Source organism: Microbulbifer sp. CNSA002 (assembly GCF_047324085.1).
Classification (GTDB): Bacteria; Pseudomonadota; Gammaproteobacteria; order Pseudomonadales; family Cellvibrionaceae; genus Microbulbifer.
Window position 1 is genome coordinate 3,309,571 of sequence record NZ_CP172449.1, and the last position, 21,486, is coordinate 3,331,056.

Genomic DNA, 21,486 nt, shown 5'->3' on the forward strand with positions numbered 1-21,486 from the left:
GCACCCACTGAATTTAGATATCCCGGCCCAAGCTTAAAGGGACTCAAATAGATCAAAAGTACCCGCGACGCCCCTGCCCTCCCCCAGAATGGACCACTAAAACCTTGCTGCCAGCAGCTATATTCCCGCTGCTGGCGCTCTTGGACAGCGCATAAAATAACTTGCCAGTGTAGACAGGATCTAACGGTATACCTACTTGAGCATCAAAATCATCGAGAAAGCTGCTCAGGTAACTTGGAAACTTTCCATATCCCCCACAATGAAACGAACTTAGTAAGTTACAGCAAGAATCACCCAGGAAACCGCGATAGACGGCACCTTGAGTATCTACACGCTCGATACTCTGCTCAACTTCACCTTTCAACTCCCTCAGCCATTGAGAGACGCCAGCTTCGATACTGCCACCAGCTTTAAGTACCTCAACTCCAACTACCGGAAATTCCCGCAGACCTGCGACTAACCCAGCGAAGGTAGCCCCCGTCCCGCTCGCAACCCATACTTGGTCAAATCTTACCGGTGAAGTCTCCTTTATCACCCTACCCAGCAGTCTCGCCCCTCTAACACCAGGTAGCCCAGCACCTCCTTCCGGCACAAACAACATGGATTCTTCATCTATGCCAATCTCACAAAGAAATTCTGCTTCTCCTCTTCGGCGATATTGAGCTCGTGTTACGAAAACCAACTTCATTCCCAGGCGCTGAGCATCCTGTAGTGTCGCGCTAAGACTGGACGGTCTCTCCCCCCTGATGACACCTAGCGTCGAAAAACCGAAGCGAGCCCCTGCTGCAGCCGTTGCATGAATATGATTAGACCAAGCACCTCCGCAGGTCACGACAGTCTTTATCCCCCTCTCTCTCGCTTCAAGTAAACTAAAAAGCAACTTATATGCTTTATTTCCGGAAAGCATGGGGTCAAGCCGGTCATCCCTACGAACCCAAAGTTCAATCCCGGGAAACAAATGACTATAAACCCTTTCGTAAGGAACTCTTCGAGCCGCCTCCGTAAAGGTTTTCAGATCCAAGCGCTCAAGAAAATCCATAAATACCCATCAGTAAACCAGTTAAAAGGTTATTTAAGCCAATTTGCCAGATTACAAACACCTCATCATGCAACAGCCTGCTCCCCCCACTTTCAACACAATAGTGACACTGAACCCAAGAAGAAGAGAAAGAAAAGAACAAGAACTTAGTGGAAAGCAAAAGCAAGAAGGGTAAATAGCAGCAATAGCCAGACACAAAAAAGCCCTCACATGTGAGGGCTTTTTTGTGTCTGGCGGACCGGACGGGACTCGAACCCGCGACCTCCGGCGTGACAGGCCGGCATTCTAACCAACTGAACTACCGGTCCTCGGTAGTAAACTTCCTCTCTGGAAGTTGGTGGGTGGTACAGGGGTCGAACCTGTGACCTACGGCTTGTAAGGCCGTCGCTCTCCCAACTGAGCTAACCACCCGGTGCTCTTTGCTATAGGGGCCGTGCCCCCTTGAGCGAGGCGCATATTACCCGACTGTAGATTCCTGTCAACAATTTTCACGCCAAATAATCACGTCCGATTAATTTCCATCCGATTCGTCTGGTAAAGAGACAGGAACCCCCCTCATTTCAGCCTCTTCAGTACTTGCTCCCTGCAAGACCTTACCCTGCCGATAGTCTGGGTCTAGCAGATGCCCAGCTATCTTCACAGGTATCCCCCTCGGTATCAGCTGCTCTTTTGGGCGGGCCAAGTCTTGCTCGTTGTAATTACACACACCGGTAGGAAATATTCTCTTTAGATCTGCCACACGACTGGAAATTTCCTCAGTGAATGGACCGTAGATCCCCTTCGCCAACGCCCGCTCAACCGGCTGTAGAGCGCACTTAAAGACATCATCGGTCACCGGTGCCCCCGCCACCTGCCTTGACGTACTATGAATCGGGTATACCCTCATACACTTCCCGGGAGCTTGGCTATTCCATGGGCCATCCCAAACCTTATCTCCAGACGCAAGTAAATTTCCTTCCTTGTCGAAGCATCGGTCATTGGCATCATCCGGGCGGTTTTCCACGACACCTTTACCTGGGTTTTCTATGATGCCCTGCATCCACCGGTCGACTAAATCCAGCGCCTCATGCAATGGGTTGTAGCCTTTGTCACTCATCCAAATCAGTTGGTTCTCCGCATGTCCACGGGCACGCCGAATACGCTCGCGTGCAGAAAAAGAGGCAGAGCTGTGGTGCATATCAGGCTCTTTATCGAGGTAGTGCCGCAAATCAATAATAGGAATCTCTACATCCCCCAGGAAAACGTGCCCGGAACGATATATTCCATTAATAGCCTCCAGACTTGCGCGGCTGCGCTTCGCCGGCTTTTGGAGTGTTCCCATATTGAGGTTTTGCTCGCTCCAAAGGGACAAGCGAACCGGAAACATATTCCCATTCATGAACCACAGCTGCTCTTGACTCTGGTCTTCTGGCGCTTTCCAGCCACCTACAGCAGCATTGACACGTAAAAATGTATCTATATTGATTTCGCCGTTCACCAGGGCTTTCAGGCCGTACTGCACCCCCTCATTGTCCCAAGAACTATTTGCGTACCCTGATGCGTTTACACCATAAAACTGGCGAAGATCCTCCCAGTGCGTCCAATGCACTTTTGGGACAACCTCAGCAGCGAAACTCTTAGCAAAGTGAACAAAGTTAGGGTTATTAACCAACGGTACTAAGCCTCGCCACCCTTCGACGCATTCAGTGGTTCCCTGCATCCTATCTCGGTAGCGACTATCAAAAATCCCAGCAAAAAAGCTCAACACTCCAAATTTACTTGAACCATTCTCACTGGCAGCTAACCCCTGGATAACCGTGCGCTCCTCTGCTTTTTTCCAGCGTTGATTCTGCCTATCCACAATGTCAAAGAAGTACTCCAGTGGCTCACAGTCGAAGGCATAGATTGTTTGGGACACCATATCTGGGTAGGAATACAAGGGGATAGCGGCATCTAAGAGGCCCGGAGCATTCTGCGCAAATAGATACTGCTGGATCGCTCCACCTGACCCCCCAATGCCAACGGTGTACATTGGATCCCCGTATAACGATACAAATTGCTTTTTCACCCTACGAGCAGTGTCTTCTGCCAGCCACATGTTGTAATGGTTTCTAGTCTGATTGGCGGTCGAATAGACAATCGCATAACCGCGCGCAAGCTCATCCATTCGCCGTGTGGTGATATCTCCTTTGTTGATTTTTCCCTGGCGCCCTCCAATGCCTACACCACCACGAAACTGATAGATCAGCCGCTTATTCCAGTTACTACCACTTGGCCTACCTGCAGACTCACCCTCTCCCCTTAATACTGCTATTGCATAAAAGTGACGGTTGATCGTGCCTGTCTCTACACGAACAATAAAATCTACCTGCTTCCCGTTTACCGTCACCTTATCGATATCATTTCTGGCCTCATGCATATAGTGAAACTGGCCATCAGTGGTACTACGGTAAAAATAGGTAACCTCTGTAGCGTGACTGCAATCCCGGCTATACCCAATAACCTCTTTTGTCTTCCTGCCCTTATCATTTAGGGCAAAGATAGGCACCCCTTCACCATCCTGGTTGTCTACCAGGGGCTGCTTATTTGTAATATTGTTTTTCCCGCAATAAAGAGGGTACCTGGCTGGTCCACTGAATAGAGTCTCTACAGGCCCTACCTCTCCCAAGCCAATAGGAAATGGGAAATATTCAGGCGGGCGGGACATCATTCGGGGGTGAGGGCCGGAATAAGCTGGCGCAGGTTGATAGTCCAACACCCCTTCAGGAACCTTCAACACCGGAGCATCTACGCTCCCGTGGACTTTTGGCAGCTGGTTATACCCATACCAAGCTGCTGCCCCCAGGCCCACTAGCACCAAGAGCAAAATAGAGAGTATCCAGCCTCTCCTAACGGACATAAGCGCCTCCACAGGAAACATCACTTTCTGTACAGCTTGAGTATATGAACGGATGTCCCAGGCTACTGGCAGTTGGCGCCGAGGAAGACTTAAAGAGAGGCAGGACTTGTAGAGCGGTGCGCAGAAGCGCAAATATCTTTAGGACAAAAACAAAAAAAGGGGATCTAGTGATCCCCCTTTCGAAAGCAGTACCGCCTAGTCTTTAGCGATAATGCCTTTCTCTTGGAGAGTGGAGAGAATCACTTCTACTTCCTCTTCAAGAGTCATTTCAGCAGTATTCAGGTGCAATTCTGGTGAAACAGGTGCCTCATAGGGATCATCTATACCAGTAAAACCTTTGATCTCACCTGCGCGAGCTTTCTTATACAAGCCTTTGGGGTCGCGTGCCTCAGCCTCTTTCAGTGGGCAGTCTACGAAGACTTCCATATACGGAAGATCTCCTGCTTCATGCATCTTTCTTACTAAATCACGATCTTCACGGTACGGACTGATAAAACTGGATAAAACAACCACGCCAGTATCCGCAAACAACTTGGAAATTTCGCCTACACGTCGGATATTTTCCTGGCGGTCCTCAGCTGAGAAGCCAAGGTTAGAATTGATGCCCAAGCGGATGTTATCGCCATCCAGACGGTAACTGAGCACGCCACGAGCAGCCAGAGCCTTCTCTACGGCAACAGCCACAGTGCTCTTACCAGAGCCCGAAAGGCCGGTGAACCAGAGAGTCACGCCTTTGTGGCCGAGGATACTCGCCCGGTTTTCGCGGGTCACATCACCCTCATGCCAATGGACATTGGTCGCTTTTTGCTCAACTGTAGCTGTCACTGATTACTCCAAGTCTTGAATACAATCCTAGTGTCACAGGTATCAAGCATTTCATTGCACTCTGTGCCAATGCCTGCCTGTGATATGGGCGCTAATTATCGAGTATTTGGGCGGTAAGCGTAAAGCCCTCTGTTATAACGTGTCTATTCAACTCAAAGTCTTGAGTGCATAAGCAACAAAGTGGCATTGTTCTAATAGTGGGGCCGAATGGGCAAAATAACCCTATAGACAGGACTTTTTTGCTTGGAATCTACTCCAGTGGTACTACTGCAGGCAGCATCATTTAAACCATTCTGCCACTACCATCCCTTCGTTACGCGAAGGCTGAGTGGGACATCAGATTGTTACACTAATCCATCTATAACTAGGTACTTCTATAAGCTATTGAGCGAAATAAAGAATCGAGCAAGAAGTATCACTAGTCACAAACGCTCGCAGCCAATACCCATCTATATATTTTGTAAATCTATAAATTCTCACCGGAGATGCAAGCTCCTTCCGTCAGCTCCTTTTACTCGCTCCAATGAACAATATGCCGTTGAATTATCATCAGCTGAGGAGCCAAAAACAGGTAGGAAAATTTGGCAAGGAGGCTCCCATGCAATGCTACCCTCCTTAATCTCAAGCAAAGAAACTTAGGAGCATCACTACCCTTTTGGACTAGCTAGGCAAACTAAAGTAGACCATTCAAATCCATAGACAATTGATTATTACAGTTAACACAAAAAACTATTATTCCGTACAACCCGAATACAATAAAATTATATGAGATTAGAATTAAACTTGTCACCTGCCGATAAAAAGCATCATTTAATTTCAAGTCATCGACACCCTCAACTTTTTCACACGAAGCGAATACCCCCCGACAACTGCGCAGGTTTTCTCATTCATCATATTTGCGGCCGACTACCGAGTGACGCGCATTAATCTAGTTAAAAATACAAGTTCCATGGTAATCTGTGGGCCTGAATCGAGAAAAAACAGCCCTATATTTCTTAGGGTCTATAGCCAGTAAAGGAGGATGCTCAACGATGAGTAAAGGGGTTTTAAATAGATTTAAAATTCGCAAAGGAAAAATTTTTGAAGCCCCGCTAGAAGAGGCATTTGGTCGCCTGGTTACTCCTTTTGAGGAATTTATTCATCGCCAAAGCAGCAGTGGTATATTGCTAATGCTCTCTGCGCTTATCGCTTTGATTGTTGCTAACTCTCCTCTGCAAGAGGCTTACAAGCATCTACTTCATATGCCTATTGCGGTAGGTGCAGGAGACTGGACATTTTCCCTTTCCCTACATCACTGGATCAATGACGGCCTAATGGCCATCTTTTTCTTTCTAGTCGGCTTGGAATTAAAACGAGAGTTTCTTGTGGGAGAACTCTCAGATCTCCGTCAGGCAGTACTACCTGTGATGGCCGCTATCGGCGGTATGGTGGTGCCAGCCCTACTATACAGCTCCCTTAATTTAGGTAACGAAGCCGGTCCAGGCTGGGGTATCCCGATGGCAACAGACATTGCCTTTGCGGTAGGCTGTATTGCACTACTAGGCAACCGTGTACCACGAGCAGTAGTGACCTTTTTGGTCGCACTGGCGATCGTAGATGACTTAGGGGCAATTCTCGTTATTGCCATCTGGTACACAGAGCAAGTAAACATGACAGCGCTCATCGCATCAGGTGGCCTGGTTGTAGTGCTCGGGCTGCTCAATGCTGCGGGTATTCGCCGATCCGCGGCCTATGTCTTTGTTGGAGGTCTATTGTGGTACGGACTTCACTCAGCCGGTGTCCACGCTACTCTCGCTGGTGTCATTACCGCTATGGCATTACCTGCCAAGCCAAAATACGATCCTGTAGCATTTAGCACCTTCGTAAAAGATATCATTCGCAGCTTTGACCGCTGCTTCCGCCCAGGTGACAAGATTATCGCTAACGATGATTTACGAGCTCGCGTAATGGGCTTGGGTAATGGCGTGAACTTAGCCCAATCTCCGCTACAACGCATGGAGACTCGCCTGCACATTCCGGTCGGGTTTGTAGTGATACCTATCTTTGCACTGGCTAACGCGGGAATTCCGGTCGACAGCTTCAGTAGCTCCGAAGCGATACTCAACCCGGTCACTCTCGGGGTAATCTTTGGCTTGGTGGTCGGTAAGTTGCTTGGGATTGTAGGGGCCACTTGGGTAGGTTGGAAGCTAGGTTGGGGCCAATTACCCAAAGCGGCGAATTTCCAACATATTGTCGGTGTAGCATTGCTCGCAGGTATTGGGTTCACCATGTCAATTTTTATTGCCGAACTAGCATTTAGCTCACAAAATGAGCTGCTTATTCAGGCGAAAGCCGGCATTCTATTAGCATCAGTTATCGCTGGGACAGCTGGCTTTTTGGTACTGCGTAACGCTCCTGTCTCAGAAAAAAATGAAGTCAAGGGCGAGGAGCCAGATTACCCAGCCCAAGCTACTTCCAACTAAACAGCAACAATCAAAGTAGGCCGGGCAAACTCCGGTTGCCCGGCCTCCAAAAGCATCATTACGAATAATGAACGAATAGAAGGCAAAATTGAGTCGACTATGTCCCTATAACTTAGATTCGAACCAAAGTTACATCACAATGTGCATAGTTCACTATGCTATTAGCGGTAGAACCAATCAGGGAGCTCAAACCTTTCTTGGAGTGAGTTCCCAGAACTATCAGATCCACCTTCCTTTTTTCAGCTTCCTTACAGATAACCTCATAAGGCTTTCCCACTTTAAGGGCACGATTTCTCTTGCTAACCCCAAAGTCTTCCGTAATCTCCTCAAACTTCGGAATTGCACTCTCTTTCAGCTCTTTTTGATAATCCTTGGGCAGGAAGCTATAAGGCAGTACATTTAAAACTACTAGCTTGCTATCAAATTTCTTAGATAATTCTACCGCTTTAGACAACACATACCTCCCTTCTTGAGACGCTTCTATAGCGCAAAGGATAGTATTGTACATATTCCCCCTCCAGTATATTTGACTAATAACAACTGAACTTATAGAGCACCGATTCCACCACAGCTTAAATGAAAAGAGTTCGAAGCACAAAGAGGGAAAATTAAAAAATCAACCTAATACCACCTGTTATCTATTCAACCCGAACGGACTAAAGCCTCGATTACGGCACAACTCTCAAACAGCCATAGGAGGCCAGAAGTTATCATTTTCTTGACTAAACCTCCTGTAAGTTCTAAAAAATTAAAGACCGAGAAGATATAAGCAACAAACGGATAGGACACATCTGCGTCGCAAGCAAAAATTTATTACTATACGATAGACATCTTTATCCACGCAGATGATATCAATAGAAGAACTTTCAACTTCAGAAAAATGTATACCTAATAACATCTCATTTACAGCCCTAGCTCTCTTCTATTTTGGCACAAGTCTATCTCACAAAAAATCCATTAGCAGAAGACATCAATTGCAGGGCTTTCTGTTATTTTTAAACTGCCAACTCATCGCTTTCAACAAGTCTCGCCCCTAGAGCTGATTGTATAACTTGAGGCAACTATGACATTACATTCCCAGCCCTGCACCCAAAACAAAGCTCTATTTCAGAAGCCAATTGTTTCTCCAGCAGGATTTGCATTATAAAGCGCGGTGTCACTCAAAGGCCGAAAGAAACCTGATATGAAAGCCTCATGTTTAGCGGCTATAACTCTTTGTAAGCTGCCTCCGACCTAATTAGACATACTAGAAAGTAAAAGGGTTCTTTTAATCTGCAGAATGGAAGTAGCAAAGATTCGACAAGGTAATTACAAATATCCCTATGGACTAGAAGACACTCCCAATCCCCTCTTAACTGTTTATGCGCGCAGTAATATTAGCTTACTTAAGTAGCTTGGCATTGCAATAATTGGATCCACAGATACGACAAAAATGGAATGAAATAGACCAAAAAATAGCCAGCCATATTGCTGCTAGAAACAGTGTTGTCGCCAGTGGGCTAACTCTAGGAATTGACACAGAAGCCCGTAGGGAACCCTAGCTCCTAAAGATGGAACAATTACAGTCTCTCCTACGGATTGCATATAGCAAACCCAATGCCGAATTATCGACTAGCAATGAAAGTATCAAAAAGTGGGGGCCTGTGGGTACCACAGCACACCACTCGACAGCACTTTTTTGTAAGCCAGAATAGATTGCAGCTAGGCCTATCCCAACCCTCTCTAATTGTTGAATCTGAAGCTTCGGGAGGCTCAATGAAGTATGTAGATTTTTGCCTCCAGGCTAAACAAAAACTCTTTGTATACTACTTTTGCCCATAAAGATCGATATCGCCGTCTCCTAGAACCTTAAAAAGCCAATAAAGCACTGACTTTTTAAGGTTAAAATTATCAAGTTAACACTAACTTCATTATTCTTTTACAAGAAAATTTTTGTACTCGGTAATTCCGACCCACATCTAGCAAAATTACCGCTCTCCAGCACTCTCAAGTAGTTGATAAACTCGCCCAGGGAAATCACCAATAATCCCATCTACACCAAGGGATATACTGCGCTCAATGTCATCTATATCGTTAACTGTCCAGAGATCGACGGCCACGCCTTTACTCTGAAAAAAGCGAACATAGGGCTTAGTGGTAATACTGTATGGCAGTTGGGCAACTTCAAAATCCGGCTTGAAAGCCCATCCAAAGCCCGAACTCCAGGCCAGACTGGCCTCTATAAGTTCACCGACTGTTGCGCTTGTTCTAATCTCTCCCCCACTGATATCACGAAAGTGTCCCATGGCTTTACTGTGCTGGCTGGCCACAGTAACTTGCTGCTCCATTCTATAATCAACAATTACTTGCCATAGTATTTCTGAGAGGACTCTATCATTTGGTTTAATTTCAATATTAAATATGGCATTGGGGTAGCGCTCAAATAGCTCATTTAATGTTAAGAGGGCGAGTCCTTGGTTTCGAAATGGGTAACTATCACCATTATCTAGGGTAAACTCATATCCAGCATCCAATGCTTTTATTTCTCCCAAAGTCAAATCTTCTATTTTATCCGAGACACCTGTATTTTTTTTAAGGTCTGCATCGTGATTGATAATAATAAACTGATCTTTTGACAAATGTATATCCAACTCTAAAATATCTGCCCCCTGCTCCAATGCCATATCAAAAGCCAGGGTGGTACTTTGAGGGTACTCACCAGATGCTCCTCTGTGAGCAAGGATTTCAATAGCCAAAACCTTATTGTAAGTCATCATAGATAAAACCAGACAAGTAACGATCTTGAGCACGTTGTTCATTTAGAAGTTTCCTATGTTTTAAGAGAAGAGCTATTACTCAGACACAAACAAAAGCCAATCCAAAATAGATACTACAGAGAAATAGTATTAGGTATACTATTTCTCTCACATACAAAGCACGAATTGACTCATTCAACCTATTTAAACTATTTAAACTATTTAAACCATATAAGAGATACAAAAGTAACTCTTACAGCCTTCAAGGCTTTTTTTGTTCACGTATATCCAACCAAAGAATCAACCATTAAAGCACTTAAACCTGATAGATAACCCACTCTAAATGTACCCATCTATTTTACGCAATATCATACATTTAAATATTAAGTACTAATGCACAAATCTAGAAAATATCGCCACCAAAATCATTAACTAAACAAAGCCTCCATTATCAATTAAGGACATATCGATCAGGTTTCTGGGCTGGAAATTCTACCCTTTAAGCTAAAACAAAACATTTAGATCAAGCCAGGGAAGTTAAGAGCGGTAGAGAGAGAGAAAATCCTCCCCCTCATCTATACAGGCAAGTAAAAATAAAAATATATCGAACAATATAAAATGTAGTACAATTTAGACCTATTATTCTTACGAAAATATGATGCAAATTACGACACAAGTTCTCCTCAAAATGCAAAAGCAAATACTGGTTAAGCTTCTGTACATAAACAAAAGGGTTAAATTAGAGTGCATGGTTAGTATGCAGGCTTTATTACTTCTGGCCAGGCAATTAGCCAACTGCGCTTCGGCGCATTCAGTCGCCAATAACTACCCAAGGCTACCGACTCGGAGCCCAGATTTATAAATTTGGAGAATTCCATGGAAAGATACGCATTGTTTACTGGTACTTACAACCTGCTTATGGGTGGAATAAAGGACTTTAAGCGGTCATTTCACAACGAAGATGACGCCTACAAAGAGATAGAACAGATTGCCAAAACTGACCCATTTACTCACTGGGCTCAGATATTCGACAAGGGAACTGATAAAGCGAGAATTTTTAATATTATCGATGAAAATGTGATTGAGAGTAAGATCAATGACTGCCCGAAGCAATCTACAAAGTCAATGGTGAAGGCAGTAACTGAGCTTTGCTAAATAATAGTCATCCAGTTTGTGAGCCCTATTAAAAAATGCTCACAAACCCTCATCAGCTGGGCGTTATGAGCCGGGCAGCGGTACCTAGAATCAATAATCACTGAATTACTATAACGCTCTCTGAATCGAATCAAGCGACTGAGAGTTTCATCTTTGAAGTAGTTTTTGTCTCAGCAGCGACTAGACAACTCCGTTTCCGTGAAAAAATCATTGTCAAATATTTAAACACCAGAAAAAAACCCGCATAGCGCGGGTTTTTTTCTGTAATATGTATCGCTACAAAGCGACTTCGCTAAGATAGCTTAACTGATTTGGATAATTAGCGTATCTAAAACCTTAAATCAAAAAGAAGAGTACGATTAGAGTTCGTACGCTTCTCTCAGTATATCTTCAAGATATATATGATGAATTTCAAATTCCATGCCTTGCGCATCTTTAACTTTAATGCTTATGACTGTTTCATCACCATCAGGACCAGGCATTGTTGAAACTTCTAGCTTATATGCTTCATAAAACTTTGATTCATCACCGAATGGTGCGTGAAAATGGTAAACTTCTTTCCCTTCCCCAAACCAAAGCAACTCGACAATAAATGCCATATCACCATTGGCTGAATTTGGATCAAGAGTTGGATTATCTCTTAAAGACAATTCAACCTGGTTGCCATCAACAGTAAAAGTTTTGACATCAACAATCTTACTTGGAGTCGTATCAACCAACTGCCCATGAGCGGTAAATAGTCGTTGGTCAAAATTCAGTGAACGCTCTGCCCCAATAAAATTTTCAGCCTCTGAGACATAACCCTCAATGTTGATCATTGTATTATTTGAACTTTCTAGGTCTAGACCATCTACTACAACATCAAGCTGACGATACACCCAGGCGCCATCGACGGTCGCTTCATGTCTCCAGCCTCCGTCATCCACCTGGAAATTGCTTACTGACAGACTGGGCGCATTAGGAAAGTTAATTTCTAACGAAGTAAGTACAGCAGGTGACCATTGATCTTCTTGATCGACAGTCAAAATTACAGAGTTCGCGCCTTCTAAATTTAAACCTGGGTACTGTATTTCACCACCAATTGAGTCTAGGTTTTGAAGTTCGTATTGGAATGTTTTAGCTTGCGCGCCGAAGGCTAACAAGGCGACAGAAACAGCTACGGTTTTGACGGCATTTCTAATAAACATAATAACTCACTAAAAAATATATTGAATTAACTAACGGAAGAGAAAGTAAAGCTTATAACACACCTTAAACTAAGTAAATTATACCGCGCTCAATTTAACATCCCTTTCCGGGACGATATTACCATGTAGAGAGCTTCACGATTTCACGAATAGATTTTTTCTTTCTCACCGAATTTAACCTAAATGACACACATAAAAATCCAGTACCTGATCACATTTTGCAAAAGTGTCATTCAAAAAAAATATAGAGCGCGGTTAGAGCCGGTGGTCGCTATCTCGAAGAATGGAAGTACGAAGCCTTTTGGCTGTGACTTGGTCAACGCGGTCACATCATGCATCAAATTAGCTACCTGTATGCGGCCCGGCAGCAAGATGTATTAACCCTTGCACTAGCAGATATGAAAGAAAATGGTCTATTAATTATTTATAGCAAGACCGGAAGAGCATAGACGAAAATTTAGAGCCAGTATCAAGGGTAGCTGTAGACCACGCATTTACGAGCAATGTTAGCGCACAAATTCAAAATTCGCAGCCGCACCGGGCGTCTCTTCACCCACATGAGCTTTAATACCACCAGGCTAACAGAACAGCGAAGCGTGCTTGAAGTGGGAGTTATTAAAGGTGGTTTCAGTTCCACTGATTTGAAAGTTAAAGCCGCCAGTAATATTGACGGTGATGAGCAAAAACTTACTGGACAGAAAACCCATTCTGTTGCAGAGATATGATCGAACAGCAGATAAAGTTGCCAACCCAGATCGGAAGTACCCAAGGAAAAAATAATTTAATTTTCCTTTTCTCCCTCCCTACTCTGAATTTTGTAGCGGCTGTCCTTTTATTTTCAGGCTCAGTTCTTGTCGACTCCTACTCCTTCATCCTAGCAACTATAGATACCTCCCTTTTTCGAAGCTTAACCTGCGCCACTACCAGTAGTTGACTTGCAGAATTGGAAGAAAGAGTCACAGGTTAAAATTTGATTGATGATGGCAAAGCAACAGATACTGAGAGGCCTTTACTATCCTCAATTTTAGCCTCCACTTCAATGCTAAGCCTATTAATCGACCCAGAGGAAAACTCTATAAATTTATTTTAGCTACATTGAGAAACAGAGAAAAAACTACCAATATACCCAAAAATAATAGAAATCCACAGAGCTATTTTTGCAACAGGAACTCCTCCAATTGTAGCGTCAACGCTTTGTATCATAGCCACATGCGGCCTCTTGTAATAAAAATGCTAAAGCAGATTGCTAACAACCTCCCTCAACCCCACCCTATCTATTACTTTTCTTGGGCATTCAGACTCAAGCCAGCCCAGTAACAACTCCCCCAGCCCCTCTAAAAGACAAGGTTGACTTTAATTCCACCCTTGAGGTTCTGTAAGATCTCTATCGCCTCATCAACTTCCCCCTCTTGTGAGAAGTTTTTTGCCAAAAAAAGGAGAAAATTAATTCATATCGCCAACCTCAATTTTCAGATCTATGATTCCTTCTTCTTTATCATTCCCCCTCAAAGCCCCCCCGTACCAATTGATGGAATCAAAACCTCAACATAAACTAAGGCCAAAATTACCATACCGGAATCAGAAACGAAAAAACCCCGCACGAGACGGGGCTTTAAGTCCATGATAAACAAGGAAGAATCTGGGGTGGCCGACGGGGATCGAACCCGCGACCTCAGGAGCCACAATCAGCCAGAAGACTTATTAATTATCATGCAGTTATAGCAAACTGTGTGCAAACAATGGGGCGGCTCATCCGCTCTGCAAAGCCCATAATTACTCAACTAATCAATTTTTGGCACACGCGAAAACTGTATATTTGAACAGAAGTCAAACTGCAATCGCCGGTAACCGATTCCACTGAATTGCAAAATCAAGAAAGTAATACACCTGCCTCACCATCTACTTATTACTGCCCCTACTAGCAAGGTAGCTGGACCAACTCTATGACTGACTTGCCCACGATCTACTTACAAATGGAAACCACCCTTTTCCAGTCTGGCGCCCTTAATTAAATTAAAAATACCACACCGACACATTAGCCGCGCCCTTCAAAATCAGCTCAAGCTCTTCTCTTGATAGCACGGGCCTATATCCGACATTGGTAAACTGCGTTCCAGACTTATGTTTTGCTAGATAACTGCCCGCCCAGAGAGAACAAAACTATATTGCGCTCACAGAAGTCAAGGGGCGATCAAATTGAAGACGCTACAGCACCTTCTGCATTGAGTTGCCATTAAAATATGGCATGAAACGACCGGAGAATTGGTGATTAATTGGGGATTGAGGCTGAGATCTGCACCGTGTATCCGCCAACTCACAAAGGAATTATCAGTCAGGGCTCATGTAAGTCTGCGCTTCAGATCCAGCTTAGAAGTTAGCTGCTACTTCTGGATAATGTAAGCCCTGGTAGTCAGTGAGGCTGGTTAAGCCAACCTCACCGCCCTATTGCTAGGGAATAGGATTTAGCGCGGGGTCAGGACCTACTTTGATATCAGTCTCTACTTGCATAACAACTTTCCTTATACGTTTGATAAATCAGTAGTGAGGCGAGCTAAGCTCAGCCTCACTGCCCTATTGCTAGGGAATAGGAGATATAGCAGCTTCAGGACCTGCTTTGATATCAGTCTCTACTTGCATAACAACTTTCCTTATATGTTTGAGGAATCAGTAGTGAGGCGAGCTAAGCCAACCTCACTGCCCAATTACTAGGGAATAGGGTTTATTGCAGATTCAGGGCCTGCTGTGATATCAGTCTCTACTTGCATAACAACTTTCCTTATATGCTTGAGAAATCAGTAATGAGGCGAGCTAAGCGAACCTAACTGCCCTATTACATGGGAACAGGGTTTATTGCAGCTTCAGGACCTGCTTTGATATCAGTCTCTACTTGCATAACAACTTTCCTTATATGCTTGAGGAATCAGTAATGAGGCGAGCTAAGCGAACCTAACTGCCCTATTACTAGGGAACAGGGTTTATTGCAGAATCAGGGCCTGCTTTGATATCAGTCTCTACTTGCATAACAACTTTCCTTATATGCTTGAGAAATCAGTAATGAGGCGAGCTAAGCGAACCTCACTGCCCTATTACTAGGGAATAGGGTTTATTGCAGATTCAGGACCTGCTTTGATATCAGTCTCTATTTGCATAACAACTTTCCTTATATGCTTGAGAAATCAGTAATGAGGCGAGCTAAGCGAACCTCACTGCCCTATTACTAGGGAACAGGGTTTATTGCAACATCAGGACCTGCTTTGATATCAGTCTCTACTTGCATAATAACTTTCCTTATATGTTTGAGAAATCAGTAGTGAGGCGAGCTAAGCGAACCTAACTGCCCTATTACTAGGGAACAGGGTTTATTGCAGAATCAGGACCTGCTTTGATGTCAGTCTCTACTTGCATAACAACTTTCCTTATATGCTTGAGAAATCAGTAGTGAGGCGAACTAAGCCAGCCTCAGCGATCTATTGTTAGGGAATAGGATTGATCGAAGTGTCAGGGCCTGCTGTGATATCAGTCTCTACTTGCATGATAAATCTCCTTACTTCTGTTTCTTCGCCTTTGACGATACCCAAGATGAAAAAAGATGACAATACCCAACACAATTTTTTTTGATGGAGCACACACAAGAAGAAAGTCTCGAGAATTCCTACTTCCTTAAAATTAGACCTTTTACTCTTTACCTATTCTTTATCTTTACTTATTACCCTTGACTTATTAGGTAGCACAAAATAATTCCACGCATTGACAGATTCTAGCAAGTGAATATAAGCTACTCAGACTAATTGGTAGATGGACAACTACTTACAGAACCCTGAAATTAATCACAATTTAAAATCTTCTAGGTTCATTGATTTTATGTAGGCGTATAACAATGGGCGATCGCCTGCGGGAACAGGCGAGGATAAGGATTGCACAGCAGTCAAAATGTCCGTGTTATGTCATATCAAATTTCAGAAATAGAAACGGTGTACAAAGAAAACTGCGGTCGACAGAATTAACTTGTCAAGTGATTTAACACCCACCATCCTCTCCATCTCCGCCACCAAAACCACCACTGCCAAAGTCACCATCAAAGCTAGAGCCATGAGTTACTTTGAGCTTCACAATAATCCAGATCACACTGGAAATCAGGAAGCCTGTACATAAAAGAGGGGCAAAAATAGAGTTAAGCGAGCTTTCGGACGCAAGATCAATCATATCCCAAGATCCAACTAAGCCGACAAAATTAATGATAAATGATTTCATTTACCCTCCTTATGCCATTTAAAGTCCCAATAACCTTCAGCTGTAACACAGCGAACCTAAGTGTAAGCTGCCCGGCACCACTAAAGGCGAAAAGTTTATTGGCTTGCTATGCGCCATTACACTTCTCTCTCAACAAGGCCAGTGAAATACCACCCAATCCAATGATCCTCTCACCTTCAAAAGTTGTCGAAAACCTCATAGTTGCAGGATTTCCTTACATAAAAACAATCGCTCTTTCTTGCATAAAGTTTTTTGAGCGGTTGTAAGTCGGGGCCTCTTCGTACACCTCTCCTACGTTATAGTAGAGCTCAATCCCATCTTCTTTTTTGAGAATTTCTTCAACTACGCTTCTGTAACTTCCATTGTCACCCTCTTCAAACTTCACGATTATGATAGCTGTAGCCAATTCAATTTGATCATCGACAGGCAAATTATGAAAATTGGGGGTATTTTCATAATGCTGAAGCTGACTCAAATTCTCAGTCTCCTCAAGTTTGGAAGTAAAACTTTGATCAATTAACAGCGGAAAGACATAAAACATCCATATCGTATAAACACATAGAGCCGAAATCGAAAACCCCGCACCCAAGGTGACTCCGGACAAAAATTTATTTAGCACTTAACTCTCCTATGAGGCAAAATACCCGAAACGGCTATGCATTTTACAGCGTTGACTGTCTTTGATTGTGAGGTGCAACCTCGCAGATTTGTTCATATATACTTCCACGGCCTCTTTTCTTAAAATCAGACTCCATTTTAGATATAGCGGATTCATATTCGCCTGGCGCGTTTATATGATTGAGCATATTCAAAATCCATAGAGCTTCCTGTTTTATGATCGCAGCAGCATCTCTATATAGAGATTCACCTACCTCACCTGAATTTTCTTCCACAAATTCCATCATCTGGTCAAACATTTCAAGTGATTGCTTGTACTGGCTGTTGCCAGTACCAAGATATTCTCGGCAAATATCCCACTTTTCGTTTGAAGCACAGTATTCATAGACATAAGGAAACAGTTTCTCAGCAAGCTCCCTATCTGAGCCATAAACAGCAAGGAACTGATCATATACCTCTTCTTTGCACTCTAGGTACTCGCAAATTCTAGAATACTCATGGAAAGCCTCTCTAGACTTCGTGCTAGAAAAGTCTGACAAAGTTACTTTCTTTAATTGGAGCAATGCATCAGCAGCTTCTGGAAATTCCCTCCCTAAATCTGCCCACTCACCTAGGCAATAGGACAGCCTAACTCCATAATAAGCCTCATCTACATCCAATGCATTGTGATAAAACCATTGATAATTTTCCAAAGCCGCCGGGTAATCTTCATCCTGATAGGCCTTTCTGGCTTTGCTCAATACTTCGCCCGGATCTCTATTCACTCATGACTCTCCTTGACCACCTAACGCTGCCAGCAATAGCAGCCGCCCAGCTTGGGCTGTGCGGCCTTGCTTAGCCTGGTTATGCTTATTTTGGGACATATAGATACTTCAAATAACGCTCTTAATAAAGGATTCAATACTCAGGTTTGACTGAAACAGCTCGAATCAAACTTCAAAATTTTTAATAAGCTCATCACCGTCCTGCTTCATTTTCTGGTACCGCGCGGCGACACTAAAACTGCACCCTTTAATTGCTTCCTAACTTGCCCTATCTCACTACTAACCAGGGTACTGTACCCCGCAGCCCGAAAATCTGCATCCTTTATTCTCTAAAATCTGTTTCAAATCAATGGGTTGCAAGCCTTACAAATAGGATAAAGTAAGCACTTGGGGATACAATGGCAAAGAACAAAAAAAGAGCAAAGAGGTCGGCACCAGATTAAATCCACCCTTAGCTAGTTTGTTCTGGTACGGATAGGCACCAAAAAGGGTACATTGAATATTGCGCCAACTTTCGAAGTTTGATAATTTCAAATTCCGCAATGCATTTAAAAAGGAAATACAAAATGCTATTTGATACTAATATTATTGCCGGACCCGAAGCCGTAATTGATCCTTGCCCAACTGGTGAGGAGTACATAGGCGGCGGCATGTGCGCACCGATTAAGGATAAGCCGAAGGGCGACGAATAGTCCGCTCAAGCTTAACTGTCGTAGGCAAGTAGCCCGCTTTTAATGCGATTCGCTGCTTGCCTGCCCTGGAGTGGCAATTCTGAAACGCCGCATCCATTACCCACCGCCCACTACTGGGGAAAATAGGCCTTTAGTCGCCCCCCCCACCATACCGGTAGGATTCGCTCAAACTTCTGTCTTTGATTGCTACTTATGGTTGCCGGAGTATTTTGCGCGGCCTTCTAGAGCAGCTGGGACACAAGAGCGCCCCAGCATGTTTAAAACTTAGTCAGCACTCTTTGAAAAATGCATACTATTTTTCACTCGATTCCCAGTGCTTGGATCAGCCACATACCAAGTTAGCTCGTAATCTCCAGCTTCAAACCAAGCTGGTATGTTCAGATAATTTCTAGTGTAATCCTTGGGCTCAGAATAATTTAACACCACATCCCGTGACTTATGGATGGGATATTTATCCCCATTGGGGAATTTGAGCACACTCCACTGTTCGAATGTGACCAATGACCTCTCAGAATCTAAATTGCGAATACTCGCATCATAATTGACTCTCCCCCCATAGGAGGGCACTGAAAACTCAGCGGGCTCATCAAGCTCAACCGCCACCTGAATGTCAGAAATATCCCCCTCTACAACCAGCTCAAAGTTCCAAAAGTCTATATAACCATCGGACACAGTGTATGTAAATTCACCCTCTCCATCGAGAAAGCTATTTGCTAAGACACCATTTTCATCACTGCAAAGATTGATATTTTTTTGCAACTGTGAAACAGGGTTAGGGTTTTCAGGTGTTGGAAATTCTATGGTCCTATACAACCACCACTTTTGCGGAACAAAAGCGAGAAAAGGATTTTCAGATTCATTTTTCGGAGAATAAGATACTGAGTTAGCAGTTCCATTATCAACTTCAGCATTGATACAAATTTTATCAATGGTATCAAATTGATATCCGACATTTACATTTAGCTTATACTCAACCCCATCTTCCATTCTAAAGGGGAACGGCTCACCCAGGTCTACTTTTGTACTGATCGTATCTGCATAAACTAATGTTGATGCGCAGGTTAACGCGATGGCACTGATAGATTTTTTTAACACAGATCTATGCAAAGGTTGATTTATAGTCAGCTTTTTCAAAATAATAATTCACTTAATATGTTATGAAGTATAACGATTCTTTCGAATAGAGTAGCTAAAACACAAGAGCGCCTCAGCTCGCTAGCAGCTTAAAACTTAGTCAGCACTCTTTGTGAAATGCAGACTATCTTTCACTCGACTACCGGTACTTGGATCAGTTACATACCAAATTAGCTCGTAATCTCCAGCTTCGAACCAAGCAGGTACGTTTAGATAATTTCTAGTGTAATCTTTCGACTCAGAATAATTTAATACCACATCCCTTGATTTATGAATGGGATAATAATCCCCATTGGGGAATTTGAGTACACTCCACTGTTCGAATGTGACCAGTGATTTCTCAGAATCTAAATTACGAATACTCGCATCATAATTAACTCTCCCCCCATAGGAAGGCACTGAAAACTCGACAGGCTCATCAAGCTCAATCGCCAGCTGAATATCCGAAACATCACCCTCAACAACTACCTCAATATCCCAGAATTCTACGAAACCACCAGACACACGGAGTTTAAGCTCACTCTCTCCATCAAGAAAGTTATTTGCCAAAATACTACTTTCATTTTCACAAAAAACGACATCTTCTATCTGAGGAGGAGGGTTGGGATTTTCTGGAGTTGAAACGGAAACTGAATAACCGATAAGGCTCATATGCATTATACCCCTAATGATATTGCCAGGTTCTACTGCTTCAGCTATCACTCCATAACCTACCGAGGAGGCATCTGCATCTTTAATTTCGGTATTGATACAAATTTTGTCAATGCTATCGAACTGAAAACCAAGATCCAAATCTACTTCGTAGTCAACCCCATCTTCCATTATAAATGGGTACGGTTCGCCCAGGTCTATTTTTGTGCTTATCGTTTCCGCCTGAACTAATGTCGATGCGCAGATTAAAGCTGCACTAGCGATAGCATTTTTTAATACAGCTCTGCACTGAGGGTATTTATTTGTCAATTCTTTCAAAACTACATTCCATTACTTACATTGTGAAATACAACAACACTTTGAACAGTTTTTTAGAGCCGAACCCCGATAAAGCAAGACCAGTTCCTTGACAATCAAGCATTTATTCGAAGTCTTGGCAAATTCCAATTTGGAAAAATAACTTTATCAGTTTACTAGGCTAAAACTGCCCGAAGCATTGTATTTCACCCATTCCTACCCCTACAAAATTTTTTCCCCTCTAACCGTACCAGGTATAATAAAAACTAAATACGGCACTACTAATAAATCTAGTTATCCCAATAAATATTTTTACGCAGATAGAGGTTGCGTAATCACCTGGGTAAAGTTACTGCCTGCATCCCCAATAACCGCCAACAATATCTCCCGCCGGTTGGCCACCGATTGTTTTAGTTATCCATTCGGAATTGCCAAAGCTGCAATTGAGCTATGTACAGCAAGGCGATTCGCAACTTCAACGATGCAGTCGGATACCAAGTCTGCTATATGGTCAGCAACATTTACTGTCTGACCTGCATCAGTCTGTAGCGTTTTTGTAGTTACATAGACGCTGCTCATTTCATCGCCGGCTGCGTCAGTTAGTAAATTTCCCTGATCGTCAATCACGGCAATGGTGCATTTCAATACTGCTGCGGCCTGGGCATCAGAGGTTGCAGCCTCAGCTTTGGAAGTTATTGAAGCTCTGACAATAGTGCCGGCGCTATGGCCATCATCAATGGTATAGGCGAACTGCCAAGCCTCAAGGCTATCAATAGTTTTCGGGGAAAAGCTGGGCAT

At 43.6% G+C, this 21,486-nt stretch carries 17 protein-coding genes and 2 tRNA genes; 5 read left to right on the forward strand and 14 right to left on the reverse strand.

Annotation, left to right across the window (positions count from 1 at the left end; all coding sequences use genetic code 11):
* Window positions 1-52 precede the first annotated feature (52 nt).
* The 5 genes from ACG1BZ_RS14680 to cysC all read right to left on the reverse strand — a co-directional run bounded on the left by ACG1BZ_RS14680 (window position 53) and on the right by cysC (window position 4,742).
* Window positions 53-1,039: a 1-aminocyclopropane-1-carboxylate deaminase/D-cysteine desulfhydrase gene (locus ACG1BZ_RS14680; RefSeq protein WP_413662464.1), complete on the reverse strand. Its 987-nt coding sequence runs from the start codon at window positions 1,037-1,039 to the stop codon at window positions 53-55.
* A 231-nt stretch (window positions 1,040-1,270) separates the two neighbouring features.
* Window positions 1,271-1,347, reverse strand: a tRNA-Asp gene (locus tag ACG1BZ_RS14685).
* Between the two features lie 27 nt (window positions 1,348-1,374).
* Window positions 1,375-1,450: transfer RNA gene (locus ACG1BZ_RS14690), tRNA-Val, on the reverse strand.
* 100 nt (window positions 1,451-1,550) lie between these two features.
* The gene (locus ACG1BZ_RS14695; RefSeq protein WP_413662465.1) at window positions 1,551-3,917 is read right to left on the reverse strand and encodes a DUF6351 family protein; all 2,367 of its coding nucleotides are present in this window, start codon (window positions 3,915-3,917) and stop codon (window positions 1,551-1,553) included.
* A 195-nt stretch (window positions 3,918-4,112) separates the two neighbouring features.
* The gene (gene cysC, locus ACG1BZ_RS14700) at window positions 4,113-4,742 is read right to left on the reverse strand and encodes an adenylyl-sulfate kinase (RefSeq protein ID WP_282932285.1); all 630 of its coding nucleotides are present in this window, start codon (window positions 4,740-4,742) and stop codon (window positions 4,113-4,115) included.
* A 1,031-nt stretch (window positions 4,743-5,773) separates the two neighbouring features.
* Here cysC and nhaA point away from each other — a divergent pair.
* Window positions 5,774-7,204, forward strand: a complete 1,431-nt coding sequence (gene nhaA / locus ACG1BZ_RS14705; RefSeq protein ID WP_413662466.1) for a Na+/H+ antiporter NhaA — start codon at window positions 5,774-5,776, stop codon at window positions 7,202-7,204.
* Window positions 7,205-7,316: 112 nt separating this feature from the next.
* Here nhaA and ACG1BZ_RS14710 read toward each other — a convergent pair whose 3' ends face one another.
* On the reverse strand, window positions 7,317-7,712 hold the full coding sequence (locus tag ACG1BZ_RS14710) for a universal stress protein (RefSeq protein WP_413662467.1): 396 nt from the start codon (window positions 7,710-7,712) through the stop codon (window positions 7,317-7,319).
* A gap of 1,109 nt (window positions 7,713-8,821) precedes the next feature.
* Between ACG1BZ_RS14710 and ACG1BZ_RS14715 the strand changes: the two genes are divergently transcribed.
* Window positions 8,822-9,025 (forward strand): DNA-processing protein DprA, encoded by a 204-nt coding sequence (locus ACG1BZ_RS14715; RefSeq protein ID WP_413665878.1) that lies wholly within the window; start codon window positions 8,822-8,824, stop codon window positions 9,023-9,025.
* Window positions 9,026-9,171: 146 nt separating this feature from the next.
* On the opposite strand, the gene ACG1BZ_RS14720 is transcribed toward ACG1BZ_RS14715, so the two are convergent.
* Window positions 9,172-9,867 carry a glycerophosphodiester phosphodiesterase gene (locus ACG1BZ_RS14720; protein WP_413662468.1) on the reverse strand — a complete coding sequence of 232 codons (696 nt, stop codon included), beginning with the start codon at window positions 9,865-9,867 and terminating at the stop codon, window positions 9,172-9,174.
* A 948-nt stretch (window positions 9,868-10,815) separates the two neighbouring features.
* Between ACG1BZ_RS14720 and ACG1BZ_RS14725 the strand changes: the two genes are divergently transcribed.
* Window positions 10,816-11,094, forward strand: coding sequence for a hypothetical protein (locus ACG1BZ_RS14725; RefSeq protein WP_413662469.1), 279 nt, complete (start codon window positions 10,816-10,818; stop codon window positions 11,092-11,094).
* Window positions 11,095-11,453: 359 nt separating this feature from the next.
* On the opposite strand, the gene ACG1BZ_RS14730 is transcribed toward ACG1BZ_RS14725, so the two are convergent.
* Window positions 11,454-12,281: a hypothetical protein gene (locus ACG1BZ_RS14730; RefSeq protein WP_413662470.1), complete on the reverse strand. Its 828-nt coding sequence runs from the start codon at window positions 12,279-12,281 to the stop codon at window positions 11,454-11,456.
* Between the two features lie 557 nt (window positions 12,282-12,838).
* Between ACG1BZ_RS14730 and ACG1BZ_RS14735 the strand changes: the two genes are divergently transcribed.
* Window positions 12,839-13,006, forward strand: coding sequence for a hypothetical protein (locus ACG1BZ_RS14735; RefSeq protein ID WP_413662471.1), 168 nt, complete (start codon window positions 12,839-12,841; stop codon window positions 13,004-13,006).
* A gap of 3,292 nt (window positions 13,007-16,298) precedes the next feature.
* Here ACG1BZ_RS14735 and ACG1BZ_RS14740 read toward each other — a convergent pair.
* The 3 genes from ACG1BZ_RS14740 to ACG1BZ_RS14750 form a co-directional block, all read right to left on the reverse strand.
* Window positions 16,299-16,532 (reverse strand): hypothetical protein, encoded by a 234-nt coding sequence (locus tag ACG1BZ_RS14740; protein WP_413662472.1) that lies wholly within the window; start codon window positions 16,530-16,532, stop codon window positions 16,299-16,301.
* A gap of 214 nt (window positions 16,533-16,746) precedes the next feature.
* On the reverse strand, window positions 16,747-17,151 hold the full coding sequence (locus ACG1BZ_RS14745) for a hypothetical protein (RefSeq protein WP_413662473.1): 405 nt from the start codon (window positions 17,149-17,151) through the stop codon (window positions 16,747-16,749).
* Window positions 17,152-17,194: 43 nt separating this feature from the next.
* Window positions 17,195-17,914, reverse strand: a complete 720-nt coding sequence (locus ACG1BZ_RS14750; protein ID WP_413662474.1) for a hypothetical protein — start codon at window positions 17,912-17,914, stop codon at window positions 17,195-17,197.
* A gap of 566 nt (window positions 17,915-18,480) precedes the next feature.
* Here ACG1BZ_RS14750 and ACG1BZ_RS14755 point away from each other — a divergent pair.
* Complete coding sequence (locus tag ACG1BZ_RS14755) at window positions 18,481-18,606, forward strand: hypothetical protein (protein ID WP_413662475.1); 126 nt, start codon at window positions 18,481-18,483, stop codon at window positions 18,604-18,606.
* Between the two features lie 264 nt (window positions 18,607-18,870).
* Here the strand turns inward: ACG1BZ_RS14755 and ACG1BZ_RS14760 are convergent, their stop codons facing one another.
* From ACG1BZ_RS14760 to ACG1BZ_RS14770, 3 genes are all read right to left on the reverse strand, one after another.
* The gene (locus ACG1BZ_RS14760; RefSeq protein ID WP_413662476.1) at window positions 18,871-19,740 is read right to left on the reverse strand and encodes a hypothetical protein; all 870 of its coding nucleotides are present in this window, start codon (window positions 19,738-19,740) and stop codon (window positions 18,871-18,873) included.
* A 96-nt stretch (window positions 19,741-19,836) separates the two neighbouring features.
* Complete coding sequence (locus tag ACG1BZ_RS14765; protein ID WP_413662477.1) at window positions 19,837-20,709, reverse strand: hypothetical protein; 873 nt, start codon at window positions 20,707-20,709, stop codon at window positions 19,837-19,839.
* Window positions 20,710-21,102: 393 nt separating this feature from the next.
* On the reverse strand, window positions 21,103-21,486 hold the full coding sequence (locus ACG1BZ_RS14770) for a hypothetical protein (RefSeq protein ID WP_413662478.1): 384 nt from the start codon (window positions 21,484-21,486) through the stop codon (window positions 21,103-21,105).

Coding starts and splice junctions, on each gene's coding strand:
- ACG1BZ_RS14740 (WP_413662472.1), bottom strand. CDS start 16,532: ATGAAATCATTTATCATTAATTTTGTCGGCTTAGTTGGATCTTGGGAT.
- ACG1BZ_RS14720 (WP_413662468.1), bottom strand. CDS start 9,867: ATGGCATTGGAGCAGGGGGCAGATATTTTAGAGTTGGATATACATTTG.
- nhaA (WP_413662466.1), top strand. CDS start 5,774: ATGAGTAAAGGGGTTTTAAATAGATTTAAAATTCGCAAAGGAAAAATT.
- ACG1BZ_RS14770 (WP_413662478.1), bottom strand. CDS start 21,486: ATGCCCAGCTTTTCCCCGAAAACTATTGATAGCCTTGAGGCTTGGCAG.
- ACG1BZ_RS14725 (WP_413662469.1), top strand. CDS start 10,816: ATGGAAAGATACGCATTGTTTACTGGTACTTACAACCTGCTTATGGGT.
- ACG1BZ_RS14715 (WP_413665878.1), top strand. CDS start 8,822: ATGAAAGTATCAAAAAGTGGGGGCCTGTGGGTACCACAGCACACCACT.
- ACG1BZ_RS14730 (WP_413662470.1), bottom strand. CDS start 12,281: ATGTTTATTAGAAATGCCGTCAAAACCGTAGCTGTTTCTGTCGCCTTG.
- ACG1BZ_RS14735 (WP_413662471.1), top strand. CDS start 12,839: ATGAGCTTTAATACCACCAGGCTAACAGAACAGCGAAGCGTGCTTGAA.
- ACG1BZ_RS14710 (WP_413662467.1), bottom strand. CDS start 7,712: ATGTACAATACTATCCTTTGCGCTATAGAAGCGTCTCAAGAAGGGAGG.
- ACG1BZ_RS14680 (WP_413662464.1), bottom strand. CDS start 1,039: ATGGATTTTCTTGAGCGCTTGGATCTGAAAACCTTTACGGAGGCGGCT.
- ACG1BZ_RS14755 (WP_413662475.1), top strand. CDS start 18,481: ATGCTATTTGATACTAATATTATTGCCGGACCCGAAGCCGTAATTGAT.
- ACG1BZ_RS14695 (WP_413662465.1), bottom strand. CDS start 3,917: ATGTCCGTTAGGAGAGGCTGGATACTCTCTATTTTGCTCTTGGTGCTA.